At 67.8% G+C, this 12,868-nt stretch carries 13 protein-coding genes; 5 read left to right on the top strand and 8 right to left on the bottom strand.

Going from position 1 to position 12,868, the window contains the following annotated elements:
- Window positions 1-61: 61 nt before the first annotated feature.
- A complete protein-coding gene (locus LAQ74_RS04410) occupies window positions 62-1,339 on the bottom strand; it encodes an MFS transporter (RefSeq protein WP_224335459.1) in 1,278 nt (425 codons plus the stop codon).
- Between the two features lies 1 nt (window position 1,340).
- Window positions 1,341-2,450 carry a class I SAM-dependent methyltransferase gene (locus LAQ74_RS04405; protein ID WP_224335457.1) on the bottom strand — a complete coding sequence of 370 codons (1,110 nt, stop codon included), beginning with the start codon at window positions 2,448-2,450 and terminating at the stop codon, window positions 1,341-1,343.
- Window positions 2,451-2,595: 145 nt separating this feature from the next.
- On the opposite strand from LAQ74_RS04405, the gene LAQ74_RS04400 reads away from it, so the two are divergent.
- Window positions 2,596-3,456: a helix-turn-helix transcriptional regulator gene (locus tag LAQ74_RS04400; protein ID WP_224335455.1), complete on the top strand. Its 861-nt coding sequence runs from the start codon at window positions 2,596-2,598 to the stop codon at window positions 3,454-3,456.
- 70 nt (window positions 3,457-3,526) lie between these two features.
- On the opposite strand, the gene LAQ74_RS04395 is transcribed toward LAQ74_RS04400, so the two are convergent.
- From LAQ74_RS04395 to LAQ74_RS04385, 3 genes are all read right to left on the bottom strand, one after another.
- Complete coding sequence (locus tag LAQ74_RS04395; RefSeq protein WP_224335453.1) at window positions 3,527-5,623, bottom strand: DHH family phosphoesterase; 2,097 nt, start codon at window positions 5,621-5,623, stop codon at window positions 3,527-3,529.
- Between the two features lie 205 nt (window positions 5,624-5,828).
- Entirely contained in the window at window positions 5,829-6,461 is a 633-nt protein-coding gene (locus LAQ74_RS04390) for a YIP1 family protein (RefSeq protein WP_224335452.1), read from the bottom strand.
- Between the two features lie 7 nt (window positions 6,462-6,468).
- Window positions 6,469-7,056, bottom strand: coding sequence for a thymidine kinase (locus LAQ74_RS04385; protein ID WP_224335451.1), 588 nt, complete (start codon window positions 7,054-7,056; stop codon window positions 6,469-6,471).
- Window positions 7,057-7,162: 106 nt separating this feature from the next.
- Between LAQ74_RS04385 and LAQ74_RS04380 the strand changes: the two genes are divergently transcribed.
- Complete coding sequence (locus tag LAQ74_RS04380) at window positions 7,163-8,320, top strand: glycoside hydrolase 5 family protein (protein ID WP_224335450.1); 1,158 nt, start codon at window positions 7,163-7,165, stop codon at window positions 8,318-8,320.
- Window positions 8,321-8,340: 20 nt separating this feature from the next.
- Here LAQ74_RS04380 and LAQ74_RS04375 read toward each other — a convergent pair whose 3' ends face one another.
- Window positions 8,341-8,928, bottom strand: a complete 588-nt coding sequence (locus tag LAQ74_RS04375; protein ID WP_224335449.1) for an NADPH-dependent FMN reductase — start codon at window positions 8,926-8,928, stop codon at window positions 8,341-8,343.
- A gap of 100 nt (window positions 8,929-9,028) precedes the next feature.
- On the opposite strand from LAQ74_RS04375, the gene LAQ74_RS04370 reads away from it, so the two are divergent.
- The gene (locus LAQ74_RS04370) at window positions 9,029-9,370 is read left to right on the top strand and encodes a DsrE family protein (protein WP_224335442.1); all 342 of its coding nucleotides are present in this window, start codon (window positions 9,029-9,031) and stop codon (window positions 9,368-9,370) included.
- 15 nt (window positions 9,371-9,385) lie between these two features.
- Here the strand turns inward: LAQ74_RS04370 and LAQ74_RS04365 are convergent, their stop codons facing one another.
- Window positions 9,386-10,342, bottom strand: coding sequence for an HhH-GPD family protein (locus LAQ74_RS04365; RefSeq protein WP_224335440.1), 957 nt, complete (start codon window positions 10,340-10,342; stop codon window positions 9,386-9,388).
- A gap of 143 nt (window positions 10,343-10,485) precedes the next feature.
- Here LAQ74_RS04365 and LAQ74_RS04360 point away from each other — a divergent pair, with 143 nt between their 5' ends.
- Together LAQ74_RS04360 and LAQ74_RS04355 are read left to right on the top strand one after the other, a co-directional pair.
- Window positions 10,486-10,743: a hypothetical protein gene (locus LAQ74_RS04360; protein WP_224335438.1), complete on the top strand. Its 258-nt coding sequence runs from the start codon at window positions 10,486-10,488 to the stop codon at window positions 10,741-10,743.
- 54 nt (window positions 10,744-10,797) lie between these two features.
- The gene (locus tag LAQ74_RS04355) at window positions 10,798-11,118 is read left to right on the top strand and encodes a ribbon-helix-helix protein (RefSeq protein ID WP_224335436.1); all 321 of its coding nucleotides are present in this window, start codon (window positions 10,798-10,800) and stop codon (window positions 11,116-11,118) included.
- 372 nt (window positions 11,119-11,490) lie between these two features.
- Here LAQ74_RS04355 and LAQ74_RS04350 read toward each other — a convergent pair whose 3' ends face one another.
- Window positions 11,491-12,834 carry a class-III pyridoxal-phosphate-dependent aminotransferase gene (locus tag LAQ74_RS04350; RefSeq protein ID WP_224335434.1) on the bottom strand — a complete coding sequence of 448 codons (1,344 nt, stop codon included), beginning with the start codon at window positions 12,832-12,834 and terminating at the stop codon, window positions 11,491-11,493.
- Between the last annotated feature and the right edge of the window lie 34 nt (window positions 12,835-12,868).

The raw sequence follows: 12,868 nt of genomic DNA, 5'->3' as shown, positions 1-12,868 counted from the left end.
CGTGTCGCCCGCGATTCTCGGCGGAACCCGTTAGTCGGCGTCGCGTCTTCCGGCGGCCATCTCAGCGCACCTCCGTGGTCGCAACCGCGTCGTCGACGGCGTCCTCCACGTCCTCGATTACGCGTCCGGTCACGAACGCGAGGACGACCGCGCAGACGAGCGACGCGACGCCCGCGACCAGCAGCAGCGTCGCGTAGCCGGTCACGACCGCGATTCCGGCGAAGACGACGGGTCCGGCTGCGCGGCCGAGGAACGTCGCGCTGTTGCGGAGGCTGAGCGCCCCGGCGCGGAAGTGCGTCGGGACGAGACGGCTCACTTCGGCGTCGACCGAAGGGAGGACGAGCCCCGCGCCCGCGCCGACGAACAGCACGCCGACGCCGACGACGAGCGGACCCACCGCCCCCGAGGCTGGACCGAAGCCGGTCGCGAGCCACCCGACGCCGAGGCCGACCGCCAGACAGGCGAAGCCGGCGGCGACGAGCGGTCCGTTGCGGACGCGCTTCGCGAATCGACCGTTCGACACCGCGACGGCGATGGCCGCCACCTCCGCGACGGTCAGCGTCAGACCGACGAGAAGCGGCGAGAGCGCGAACGTCCCCGTCAGGAGGAACGGCAGCGTCGTCAGCACCGCGCCGAAGAACAGTAGCTCCGCGGCGAACGTCGCGACGTAGTAGACGACGGTCCCCGAGGCGACGAGCGACCCCGCGACGCCGCGGAGATACTGGACGGACCCCTCCTCCTCGGGTTCGGTGTCGTGTTCGAGGTCGGCGAGCGCGAACCACGCGACGACCGCCAACGGGACGGCCAGCAAGTACGCCAGAAACGGGACGTTCCAGCCGTAGGCGACGAGCGCCCCGCCGACGATGGGGAACGCCGCCGCGCCCGCCGAGAGCATCGCCGTGTTCGCGCCGAGGACGGCGTTTCGCTGAACGCCGTCGAACGCGTCGCCGAGGATGGTGACCGTCGTGATGAACACGCCCGCCGCGGCCGTCCCGCCGACGAGGCGGAGCGCGAGCACCGTCGCGAAGTCGGCGGCGACGTAGACCGCGCCGCCGGAGAGGCCGAAGACGAGCAGGCTCACGACGAGCACGCGCCGCCGGCCGATTCGGTCGGCGAGCATGCCGATGAACGGCGAGAGCACGATGCCCGTCAGGAAGTACGCGGTGATGAGCAGACTCGCCGCGGCGTCGGTGACGCCGAAAACGTCTCGGATGACGGGTAGCGCCGGACTGACCAGCGGCACGCCGAGCGGCGCGAGCAACGTGCTCGCGAGCACGACGCGGACGACCGGCGATTTCCACGGCACCGAGGCGTTCTGGTGTTCTTCTCCCGCACTCATCTCAGGCCTCCATCCGGTAGAACCGCCAGAACTCGTTCTCGATGGGGAGCACCTCGAAGGTCCCGAACCCGGCTTCCTCGGCGTAGCCGCGGAGCGTCTCGGTCCGCATCACGGTCCCCGTGGCGGCGGAGTGCTCGCCGACGCGTCCGACAGGCAGGCAGTGGAAGACGCTGCAGCCGTAGAGGAACTGCTCTATCTCGCCCGCGTCGGCGGTGAACTCGTCGCCGACGCGCTCGTCCATCACGACGACGGTCCCCTCGCCGTTGGCGAGGCGGCGCATCGTCGTCAGCGCGCCGACCGGGTCGGCCATGTCGTGGACGCACTCGAACGCCGTTACGAGGTCGTACTTGCCTTCGAGCGCGGGGTCGCTCGCGTCGCGCACCTCGAAACTGACGCGGTCGGCGACGCCGTACGCCTCGGCGTTCTTCTTCGCCGCCTCGATGGACGCTTCGTCGAGGTCGTAGCCGTCGACGCGGACGTTCGGATACGCCCGCGCGACGCCGATGCTCGACCAGCCGTGGCCGCAGCCGATGTCGGCGACGCGCGCCGGTGACTCCGCGGAGAGCCGTTCGTGCACGTCCGAGATGCTCGGTAGCCACGCCTCACCGAGCAGGTGGAGAAACGCCGGGCGGTTCATCGCCGCCTGTCCCTCGTGGAGATTCGCCCCGTAGTCGGCGAAGGGGACGCCCTCACCAGTGCGGTAGGCGTCGACGATGTCGTCGAGCGGCCCGACGAGTCCGGCGCCCGCCCGCGCCAGCGGCGCGAGGTAGTAAAGGCTGTCGCGGTCGACGAGGACGGGTTCGTGCGCCTCGGGGAGCGAGTAGCGTCGCTCTCCGGCCGCGGCGCGCTCGTCGTCGACCGTGAGGATTTTCGAGACGGTCTGGTGTTCGAGCCACTCGCGGACGTACCGCTCGTCGGTTCCGGTTCGGTCCGCGAGTTCGCCGGGCGTCTGCGCCCCCGCCGCCGCGAGCGCGTCGTACAGTCCGAGTCGCGTCCCGAGGTAGACGCTGAACAGCGTGAGCGCCGCGTTCGCGCCGGCGAACAGTTCGCCCGCGAGCGCTTCGGTTCGGTCGGTCGGTGTCGGTGTCGTGGTGTCGGCTGCTTCTGCCATAGCTGTCCGGAGGCGACCGACTCAGCTATAGTTAATTTCGGAGATCCGTCTCCCGGAAACGGACGTGTCTCACGGCCTGAGACAACGGTTATGCCGCGAGACGGCCTCCGATTCTGTACGGATTCCTCACGGGGGAGGAGAGACTATGGACAGAGCATCACTATTCGAGGAGTTGCTCCAGCAGTCGTACGCGCTCCGACCGGACTCGCTGGAACGAGAGACCGGGGGCCGACGACTGGAGACGGACGAACTGCTGGACGTGCTCCGACACCGGGAGCTACTGGAACTGCTCATCGAGGGACCGCTGGACCGACGCGACATCCAGACGCGACTGGGAATCTCGCGCGCGACGAGCCACCGGTTCACTCGCTGGCTTCAGGAGGGGAGACTCGCCGAGCGTCGCGACGGTCGCTGGGCCCTCACCGGTCGCGGGGAGACGGTCGCAGAGGAGATGCTCCGATTCGAGCGGAACCTCCGCGCAGCGGCCCGACTCGAACCGCTGTTGGAGTGTATCTGCCCCGACCACAAGGAGTTCATCGTCGAGCCGTTCGCCGACGCCGTCGTGACGACGCCCACGCCAGAAGACCCGTATAGACCCGTCGCGCGATTCCTCGCCCTCTTGGAGGAGAGCGACACCTTCCGCGGCTTCAACACGACGCACATGGTCCCCCCGGGCGCCGAGCACTTCTACGCCTCGCTGTTCGACGACACCGAGAGTGAGCTCATCTACCTCCCTGTCGTCGTCGACGCGCTTCGCTCGACGCACCCCGAGCAGGTCGCCAACGCTATCGAGCGCGGCCACCTCGCACTCCGGACGCGCGAGGCGCTTCCCTACGGATTAGCCATCTTCGACGACCGCGTCGGCATCGGCGGCTACGACGACGAGACGGGGTCGATGCGCGTCTTCGTCGACACCGACGACGGCATCGCCCGCGAGTGGGCGCGCCGCGTCTTCGAGGCCTATCGAACGGACTCGGTTCCGCTGGAGTCGACGGCCGAGGCGTGACGGCGCGGTCGCTGCGAGCGTCGAGTTCAGAGAGCGAGAGATAGCGAGAACGAGAGGGTCTTCCGACCGCTTACGCCAGTTGCTCGGCGACGGCGCCGACGACGGCCTCTTTCACCTGCTCGCGACGACCCGAGAGGAACTCGATGCGACCCTCGCGGATGCCGACGGCCGTGATGCCTGCCTCGGGCGCTCGTTCACGGGCGGCCTCGGCGACGGCGCGGAGGTCCACGTCGGCGGTGCTGCGGAGGTAGAGTTCGTCCATCGCGACGCCGATAGTGACGAACGTCTCCCCCTCGCGTTCGCGGCGGTGGAGTTCGTCGAGCAGCAGCGCCGTCGGCGGGAAGTCGAAGCGGTGGGTGTACGCGTCCGTGTCGAGGACGGCGAAGTCGACGCCCTCGGCCTCGCGCGATTCGAGGTTCGCCTGCGCCGTCTCGACTTCGGCGTCGAGTTTCAAGCGGAACTGCTCGGAGACGTGGCTGGCGAGGTTGCCCGCGTTCTCGCCGTCGCCGTTCGGGGTGACGCCGTTGTCGAACAGCAGGTCGGTGATGAGTTCGCGCTTGTCCTCGTAGGACTGGTAGTACGCCTCCAGCGCGACGGCCTCGCGGAGTTCGCGGACGTACGTCTCGTCGTAGCCCGCGTCGATCGCGGCGTCGAGGTACGCTTCGGGCGCGTTCTCCCAGTAGCTTACTGCAGGCAAGTGTCGCAGGTCGTCGCGCACGTCGTCGTTGACGGCGGCCGCGAGGTTGGCGACGAGCGCGCCCGTCGAGAGGTCCGACGCGTCGGCGTCGGCGAGCACCGGCGAGACGAGCACGTCGGTCGACTCCTCGATTTCGGCGTCGACGGCGGCAGCGTCGGCGACGACGCGCTTCGCGCCGTAGATGCTGAGCAGGTCGAGTCCGTCGCTGGATTCGACCGTCGCGCCCGTCCCGACGAGGAGCACGAGCGGCAGTTTCTCGCCGTGGCGGTCGCGGTCCTGCAGCATCCGCGTCACGTCGTTGGTCGCGGCGTCCATCCCGTAGACGGCCTCTTCGAGCGGACGACGGTCGAAGTAGTGGTACTCGGCGTCGGATTTGGCGTGCTCCTCGCGGATCAGCGGGAGGACGGCGCGCTCGACGGCCGCGCCGGCGACGTAGCCGTCGGCGGTGGCGGTGTGGCGCACGATGATGGGGCGGGACTCGAAGACGGCGCGGCGAATCTCCTCGGCGGCGTCCTGCAGTTGCGTCTCGACCGCGGAGACGGCGTCGTGGTCCGCCAGCGGCGTCACACTATCGGGGCGGGCGCGGCCGCGGAGCGCGTCGTCGAGTCGCGACTGGACCGCGTCCGCGTCGTCGCCCGCAAGCGAGACGAGCGCCTCCGTCTCGACCTGAATCTCGTTGCGGCGGAGTTCGACCTCGCCGTCGAGTCGGACGAGCGACCCGACGTCGACTTCGGGGTAGGCGCGGACGCCCGCCTCGACGAACGCGGCGGCGTCGACGACGCCCGTCTCGTCGCGGACCTCGAAGACGGTCGGGCCGCCCGTCTGTTGGGCGCTGACGACTTCGCCTTCGATGCGGACCGTCTCACCCACGCGGTCACTCAGCGTGCCGATTTCGACGCGCTCGTAACTCGCGGTCGGTTCGGACGCCGCCTCTTCTCGGCTCTGGCTGTCGTCGCGGCCGGCGCTGCTGTCGTCGGTGCTGTTTTCGTCGGTGCTGGCCTCGTCGGTGCGCGAGGTGCTGCCGTGCCGAACCGTCGGCGTCTCGGGTTCGTCAGGCTCGTCCTCGGTCTCGTCGGCGCTCTCGTCTCCCTCGCCGACGTCGTGGTCGCCCTCTGCATCCTGGACGAGCGCACCGCGGAAGTCGCGTTCGGACTGGCGAATCGACCAGCCGAGGTCGATGTTGCCGTTGTCGCGGACGTTCTTGACCTGGACGAAGACGGTGTCGCCCGGTTCCCAGTGGAGACTCTCGAGTCGGCGGTCGAGTTCGCTGCGGTGCAGCAGACCGGTGACGTTCGACGCGAGGTCGACGAAGACGCCGAAGTCGGCGTAGCCGTCGACGGTGCCGCTGTAGAAGCGGCCCGAAACCAACTGTGACGCGTCGTTACCGCGGAATTCGAACACTACGTCTTCTTGGTGGCTATCGCAAATTCGGCCCTCGACGGGCGTGCCGCAAATGATACACGTACCCATTTGCTCGGAGAAAATGGCCCCGCCCTAAAACGGTTGTCGAAAGTCCTCTACGAGCGAGCGGCAGAATCGACGCGACGGCGTTCCGTGTTCGAGTGGACACTTACCGTCCCGAAATCGGCGGCGATAACGGCTGTGTCAGTCGGTTTCGAATTTCGATTCGTGTTCGTGGCGTCGTCTCGCTAGCCTCCGTAACCGATCGCGGTGCTCAGATGAGCGTCAACGAGCGAAGGAACCCTTCGACGAGGGTCACGAGCGGACTCAGTCCCCGAAACGCGTAGCCGAAGACGACCACCGAGGGAAGCGCCGAGACGAGCGCCGCCCGCAGCAACGAGGTCCGGTGCACCTCGCTGATGCCGATGGCGAGCAACCCTGCCCCGTAGAACGCACAGACGACCCGGAGTTCGGGTATCGGGATGCCGGCGAGTACGCAGGGCGCTGTCGCGTAGGCGATTGTCTGGACCGTCTCGCTGACGCCCGCGCGGTCGCGGACGGCGAGCACGAGAAGCACCGTCTGTAGCGCAGCGGTCAAGTGAAGCGTCGCGGGCGCGACGAACAACGCCACGCCGAGGAGCAACAGGAGGCCCGTCACCGCGCGACTGTCGGCGACGAGCGGAATCAGGTCGGTTCCGAGCACCGTCCCGCTGGAGAACGCGAGCGTCCCGCCGACGAAACAGAGCGCGACCAGCACGCCGAACACCAACCCCGGAGCCTGGTCGCCGGGGGCGACGCCGTTGCGGAAGAAGCGCCGCGGGCGAATCAGCACCTCGACCCACGCGCGCGCCAGACCGCGCGGGCCGCGATCGCGGCCGTTCCGGGGGTTCTCCACCCACGTAGTCACGGTCGTACTAGTCGCTCCGGAGGGTATGACAGTTCCGACAGCGGGCCTCGTAGGACTCCTCCGCGCCGACCATGATGGTCGGGTCGTCGACGTGGGCGGGTTCGCCGTCGATGAGTCGCTGGTTCCGCGTCGCGGGTTCGCCGCAGACGGTGCAGATAGCCTGTAGCTTGTCGACGTACTCGGCCAATGCCATCAACTGCGGAACCGGGTCGAACGGTTCGCCGCGGAACGTCTGGTCGGTCCCGGAAACGATAACGCGGCGGCCGTCGGCGGCGAGCGCCTCGCACACTTCGACGAGCGTCGCCGAGAAGAAGTTCGCCTCGTCGATTGCGACGACCTGCTCGCCGTTGAGGTCGTCGAGCATCTGCCAGACGCCGTCGCCCTCGTTGTCGACGACGGTCGCCGCCCACTGACGGCCGTTGTGCGACCCGATGGTCGTCTCGCCGTAACGGTCGTCGATAGCCGGTTTGAACACCGCTACCTCCTGCCCCGCGATTTCGGCGCGGCGGAGGCGTCGCAGCAGTTCCTCTGTCTTCCCGGAGAACATGGAGCCGGTGATGAGTTCGACCCAGCCGCTCCCGGTGATGGCGTGCATGAGGTGTTCTCGGTGCGAGCGAGACCAAAACGATTGTCTTCTTCGTCGGAGTGTCGTCGTTTCGCACCGAACCGATAACCGACTCCGCGTGGCACTCGTCCACGTCATGTCGACCGCCACGGACGAGACGCTCTCGGGCGTCCACGGCGCGGTGTACGTCCCCGCGCGGGCGTTCAACGCCTACCAGTTCTGGGAGGCGTACGACCCCGACGAGACCGAGCGCGACTTCCGCCTCGCCAAGCGATTGAACCGCGACGCGCTCCGCCTCTTTCTCAGCTACGAGTACTGGTTCGACGCGCCGGAGGTGATGGAGCGACGCGTCGACGACCTGCTGTCGACCGCCGAGGAGGAGGGGGTCCGCGTCCTCCCGATTCTCTTCGAGAGCGCGGGCAAGGAGCCGACCCGCGAACGCTGTCGCGACCGCGACCCGCACACCGCCTGCGCCGTCCGATCGCCGTCACACGACATTATCAACGACGAGAGTCGGTGGACGGGTCGCGGCGACGGTGGCGGAAGCGGCGACGGAGACGGCGGCATCTTCTCGGAGGCGAAGCGGGCGCTCGGCCTCGGCAACAGGGCGGAACACACGGACGAGGAACGCGACACCGACGACCGATTCGGTCGGCGGTCGGGTGGTCCGCGCGAGTACGTCGAGTGGTTCGTCGACCGCTACGGCGACGACGACGCGCTGCTCGCGCTCGAGATCATGAACGAACCGGGTGACTGGGGCAAGCGGCTGAAGTTCGCACGCCGGATGCTCCGCGTCGCCGACGAGAATCGTGAGAATCTCCCGCTGACGATGGGCTGTAAGGGACTCCGATACAATGCGCTGTACGACGACCCTGAACTCGACGTGCTCCAGTTCCACTTCAATCTCCCGCCGACGGCGCGGAAGATGAACGAAAAGATGCAGGAGGCCCGCGAGTTCGCCGACGAGCACGGCAAACCAGTATGGCTCACCGAGTGGCAGCGGACCAGAGAGGAACCGCCGAACAAGTTTCTGCCCAACTACGCCTCGCTCGCAGAGACGATTCGAGGCGGTCCCGTCGCCGGCGACTTCTTCTGGTCGCTGATGCTAAAACCGGCGTACCTGCCTGTACAGCGCGAGAAAGGGCGAATCAACGGCGTCTTTCACGAGAACGGCTCCGTCTACTCGGTTGCTGACGCGCGGGCGCTCGCGGGCGACGACTCCCTCGATTTCGAAGAGCGACACCGGCAACCGTTGTGGCTGCCGCCGGACCTCACTCGCGCCGAGACGAACTGAGAGCGGTACCTCCTCCCGGGTTACTCCGCCGACCGCTCGCCCGCGCCGACGTTCTGGTCGCTCTCGAACGTCGGCGGGTCGGGTTCGATGGTCGCGTACTCGACGACTCGCCGCCCGAGCGTCGCGACGCGCGAGTCGAGCCGTTCGTCGACTAACTCCCCGTCTTCGAACGCGCCGCTGGCTCGCGGCACGGCGACTTGATGCGGGAGCACCCACGCGTTGAACGCCCGACAGACCGACCTGAGTTGGTCGAGCGCCGTTACCGGAAACGCCCCGCCAGCGACGGCGAGCAGACCGACCGTCTTTCCCTCGAACTCGTCGAACCGGCAGTAGTCGAGCGCGTTCTTCAGCACGCCCGAGTACGACCCGTGGTAGACGGGCGTGCCGAGTAGGACGGCGTCCGCCTCGCGGAGCGTTCGACGCAACGGTTCCGCGTCGCCTGCGGTCCGCTCGTCGGCGTTCAGCGTCGGGAGGTCGTACTCCCGGAGGTCGACCAGCTCGGCGGTTCCTCCGGTCTCCTCGACGGCCTCGAGCGCACGCTGTAGCGACAGCCGGGTGTAGCTCCGTTCCCGGAGGCTCCCGCAGACGGCGACGACGTGTGTCGGCATGACGAGTGCTCGGATGCCGCCACACAAAACTGTGGGGACGGAGACCATCGCCTCAGCGACCGTCGCTCAAGTTCATCCCCTCGGACGTCGTCTCCTCCCTATGCGAACCGCCTTTCACCTCTCCAGCGGCGACGGAGACGACCAAACGCACGCGCTGGCGAACGTCGAGAACCTGCTCGACGACAGCAGCGCCGACATCGACCGGGTCGTGCTCGTCGCGACCGGCGACGCGGTCTTTCTGCTCACCAACGACTCCGTCGCGCCCGACCGACTCGCGGCACTCGCAGACCGAGGCATCGACTTTTGCGCCTGCGGAAACGCGATGCGAAACCGCAACCTCTCGACCGACGACCTCCTCGCCGGGGTTGAGCGTGTCTCCTCGGGAGTCGGTGAACTCACGCGGCGACAGGCCGACGGCTACGCGTACCTCAAAGTGCCCTGAGCGGGTGTCGGCGGTTCAGCGCCGGAGCCGAACGCTTGTCTCGCTGTCGGGTTCGTCGTCGGCGTCGACGACCGCCACGAGCCCGTCGCTCGCCAGGTCGTCGACGAGCTTGCGGAGCCACTCGCGGCCCGTCTCGCCGCCGTAGTCGACGCGGACGCGGGGGCCGAGCGCGTCGAGCGCGAGTTCGTCGTACTCCCCCAGAATCCGGATCACTCGCCCACGCATCTGTCGTCGACTCCCCTCGAAACTGGGCTGCGTCGGCACGTCCGGCGCGGTGAAGTCGTCCGTCTCGTACGCGTGACACCAGCGCCGCCACGGACACCCCGACTCGTCGCACGTCGGCGTCTTCGTGCAGGCAACTCCCCCTAACTCCATGATGGCGTTGTTCCAAACGCGCGACTCGCCCTCGGGCATGAGTTCGGCTGCCGCCGTCTCGAACGCCGCGTCCTCGTCCGGGACGTCGAACGCGCGGTGCAGCACCCGTTTCACATTGGTGTCGACGACGGCGTCACCGTTGTTGAACGCGAAACTCGCCACCGCGTTGGCGGTATACGGCCCGACGCCCATTAGGTTCTGCAACTCCTCGGGCGTCCGCGGGAACTCGCCGTCGTACTCGGATTCGACCTGGTTCGCCGCCTCGTGGAGATACTTTGCGCGGTTGTTGTAGCCGAGGCTATGGCTCGACCAGAAGGAGACCACGTCGGCGCGGTCGGCCGCCGCGAGGTCGGAAACGGTCGGCCAGCGGTCGAGAAACGCCTCCCACGCGGGGACGACGCGGTCGAGTTGCGTCTGCTGGCTCATCACCTCCGAGACGAGAATCGCGTACGAGCTGTCGGTCCGCCGCCACGGGTAGTCGCGGTGGTCCGCCTCGTACCACTCGACGAGGGCGTCGCGGACGGCGTCGAACTCCGTCGGCGCGGCCGAGAGTCGGTGGTCGGGATTCTCCTCGGCGTCGGCCGATACGTCGGTCATCGTCGGCTCGTGGTCTCCCGGCGGTTAAGCGGTGACGGTTCCCGAACGTCTCGATTCGGCGAACGTTCGTCGCTCCCGTGATTTTGTTGACACCAATACGAATCAGGGTGAAAGTATATGGTGCCGGAGTCGAATCGGCGGCTATGAATCCACGCACCGCTATCCGACTCGGCGTCGCGGTTATCGTCTTCCCGGCGTCCACGCTCGTGCTGCTCGCGGCCGGCCCGCTCGGTTGGCTCGTGCTGCTCGTTGGCGTCTCGCTCGTCGTCTCGGGCGCGCTCGGCGAACGCGACCGCCTGCCGTCGCGACGGCGCGGCAGCTACACCGACTGTCCCGACTGTGGGACGCATAACGTCACCGGGCGCACCGTCTGCCGGGACTGCGGCGCGGGTATCGCCTGAGTCGGCCTTCCACGAAGCCGAAAACGGTAATCGGCCGCCGCTCCACCTGCGGGTGTGAGCCTCGACGATCTCCGCGACGACGTGGACGCGCAGTACGGTGAGTACGGCGACTCGATTTCGCTCGACCTCGACCGCGAGACGAAACACGAGTTGGCGATGCTGTCTGCCGTCTTCGACGGCGACGACGGCGAGTTGCTTCGACGCGCGGTGCACGCGCTGTTCCAGTCGACCGTCGCCAGCGGCGACCTGGACTTTCATCTCCGGCAGGCGTACGACACCACCTACGACGAGTATCTCGCCGGGATGACGTACGACGAGATGACGGGCGCGAACCAGTACCCCGAGCGCGACGACGTGCGTCGGTATCAGATGTAGAAAGCCCTCGGCGACCCGCCGGTGTGCGGGTCGCCTCGCCCTTTGCATGTCCGCCAGGGCCGTCTTGCGCGGTCGCGCACGACGGCGCGACACGCGCTGAGCCTCGGCCTCCCCAACCGACTGCGTTGCTCGGTCGCTCCGCTCCCTGCGCTACTCACCCCTCGCACGAGTGGTCGCGCCCACGGGGGGCGCTCCGGCGCGCGCCACTCGGTTGCACCGCTTTCGCAGACCCTGAATGGCTAACAGACGGAGTATCGTTCACCTCTCCGACTCGCAGGACGGCGCTCCGTACACCCGCCTCGGCCGTTCCTGCGTCGGTTTTCAGGTCACGAAACGAGGTGGCCCCGTTCTCGTTCAAAAAGGCTCGCCAGCTCAGGCCGTCGCCTCGATGGCGTCGCCGAGCAGGTCACAGCCGAGCGAGATCTCGCGCTCGGTCACGTCCAGCGGCGGGAGGATTCGGAGGACTTTGTAGCCGCACGCGAGAGTGAGCAGACCGCGCTTCAGCGCCGCCTCCTGCACCGCGTCGCGGTGTTCTTTCGTCTCGAACTCGACGCCGAGCATCAGCCCCGTGCCGCGGACGTCCTCGACGCCCGGCAGGTCGGCGTCGGCCATCGTTTCGAGGAACTGCTCGCCGCGGACCACGGCGTTGTCCAGCAGGTCGTACTCCGCGATGGCGTCGAGCGTGAGCGCACCCTGCAGCGACGCGATGATATCGCCCGCGCCCCACGTCGAGGAGAGTCGACCCTTCTCGGCGGGGAACATCTCTCTCTTCGAGATAGTCGCGCCGACGCGCAACCCCTTCGCGGCGGTGATGACGTCGGGTTCGATGGGGAAGTGGTCGGAGCCCCACATCTTCCCGGTCCGGCCGACGCCCGACTGAATCTCGTCGGCGATGAGTGTGATGTCGTACTCGTCGACGAGGTCAGCGAGTTCCCGCATGAACGCGTCGCTCGGGATGCGGTAGCCGCCCTCGCCCTGAATCGGTTCGAGGATGATGTAGGAGAGTTCCTCGGGGTTGATGTGGCCGCGCTTGGGGTGGAGTTTCTCACGGAGGCGCGAGGTGTCGTCGATAAAGAAGCCGCACGAACAGGAGTCGGCCGAGCAGGTCCGGTCGTCGCAGTACGGCATGTCGTGGACGCCCGCAATCTCGGGGAACTTTCGACGGTAGACCTCCTTCGAGCGGTTCAGCGAGAGCGCACCGAGCGTTCGCCCGTGGAACGCGCCGTCGAAGGTGATGCCGTACTTGCCGCCGTCGGAGTGGTCGTAGCTGATCTTGAGCGCGTTCTCGACGGCCTCGGCACCCGAGTTCGAGAGAAACACCGTGTCCATCCCGTAGTGGTCGGTAGCGTCGACGAGACGCTCCATCAGTCCCGCCGGACCCGGAAGCGGGTCGTCGTCGTAGCCGCGGCCGCTGGAGGCGTAGAAGTCCTGCCCGGCGATTTTGAGGGGGTCGACGAGGTCGAACTCCGCCATCGGTTCCACGATCTTGGGATTGTTGTACCCCAGCGGCGCGGCGGCGACGTGACTCGTGAAGTCCAGAAGGACGTTACCGTCGACGTCGGTGCAGAACGGCCCCTCCGCGGGAGCGGAGGTGTCCCAGACGAAGTCGTAAACGTACGTGCTCGGCGCGGCGTGCTCGCGGTGGCGCTCGGCCCACTGGCGCGCGCGCCGCCCGGGCATCGCTTCCACATCGGGGGTGGCCGTCTCGCGGTTCATGGACAGCGCTACGGAGACTGATATGTTAAGAGGT

The organism is Haloprofundus halobius (genome assembly GCF_020097835.1).
GTDB lineage: Archaea > Halobacteriota > Halobacteria > Halobacteriales > Haloferacaceae > Haloprofundus > Haloprofundus halobius.
Note: the sequence above shows the minus strand (reverse complement) of the source record. Positions and strands in the feature narration are given on the sequence as shown.

Coding starts and splice junctions, on each gene's coding strand:
- LAQ74_RS04410 (WP_224335459.1), bottom strand. CDS start 1,339: ATGAGTGCGGGAGAAGAACACCAGAACGCCTCGGTGCCGTGGAAATCG.
- LAQ74_RS04405 (WP_224335457.1), bottom strand. CDS start 2,450: ATGGCAGAAGCAGCCGACACCACGACACCGACACCGACCGACCGAACC.
- LAQ74_RS04400 (WP_224335455.1), top strand. CDS start 2,596: ATGGACAGAGCATCACTATTCGAGGAGTTGCTCCAGCAGTCGTACGCG.
- LAQ74_RS04395 (WP_224335453.1), bottom strand. CDS start 5,623: ATGGGTACGTGTATCATTTGCGGCACGCCCGTCGAGGGCCGAATTTGC.
- LAQ74_RS04385 (WP_224335451.1), bottom strand. CDS start 7,056: ATGCACGCCATCACCGGGAGCGGCTGGGTCGAACTCATCACCGGCTCC.
- LAQ74_RS04380 (WP_224335450.1), top strand. CDS start 7,163: ATGTCGACCGCCACGGACGAGACGCTCTCGGGCGTCCACGGCGCGGTG.
- LAQ74_RS04375 (WP_224335449.1), bottom strand. CDS start 8,928: ATGCCGACACACGTCGTCGCCGTCTGCGGGAGCCTCCGGGAACGGAGC.
- LAQ74_RS04370 (WP_224335442.1), top strand. CDS start 9,029: ATGCGAACCGCCTTTCACCTCTCCAGCGGCGACGGAGACGACCAAACG.
- LAQ74_RS04365 (WP_224335440.1), bottom strand. CDS start 10,342: ATGACCGACGTATCGGCCGACGCCGAGGAGAATCCCGACCACCGACTC.
- LAQ74_RS04360 (WP_224335438.1), top strand. CDS start 10,486: ATGAATCCACGCACCGCTATCCGACTCGGCGTCGCGGTTATCGTCTTC.
- LAQ74_RS04350 (WP_224335434.1), bottom strand. CDS start 12,834: ATGAACCGCGAGACGGCCACCCCCGATGTGGAAGCGATGCCCGGGCGG.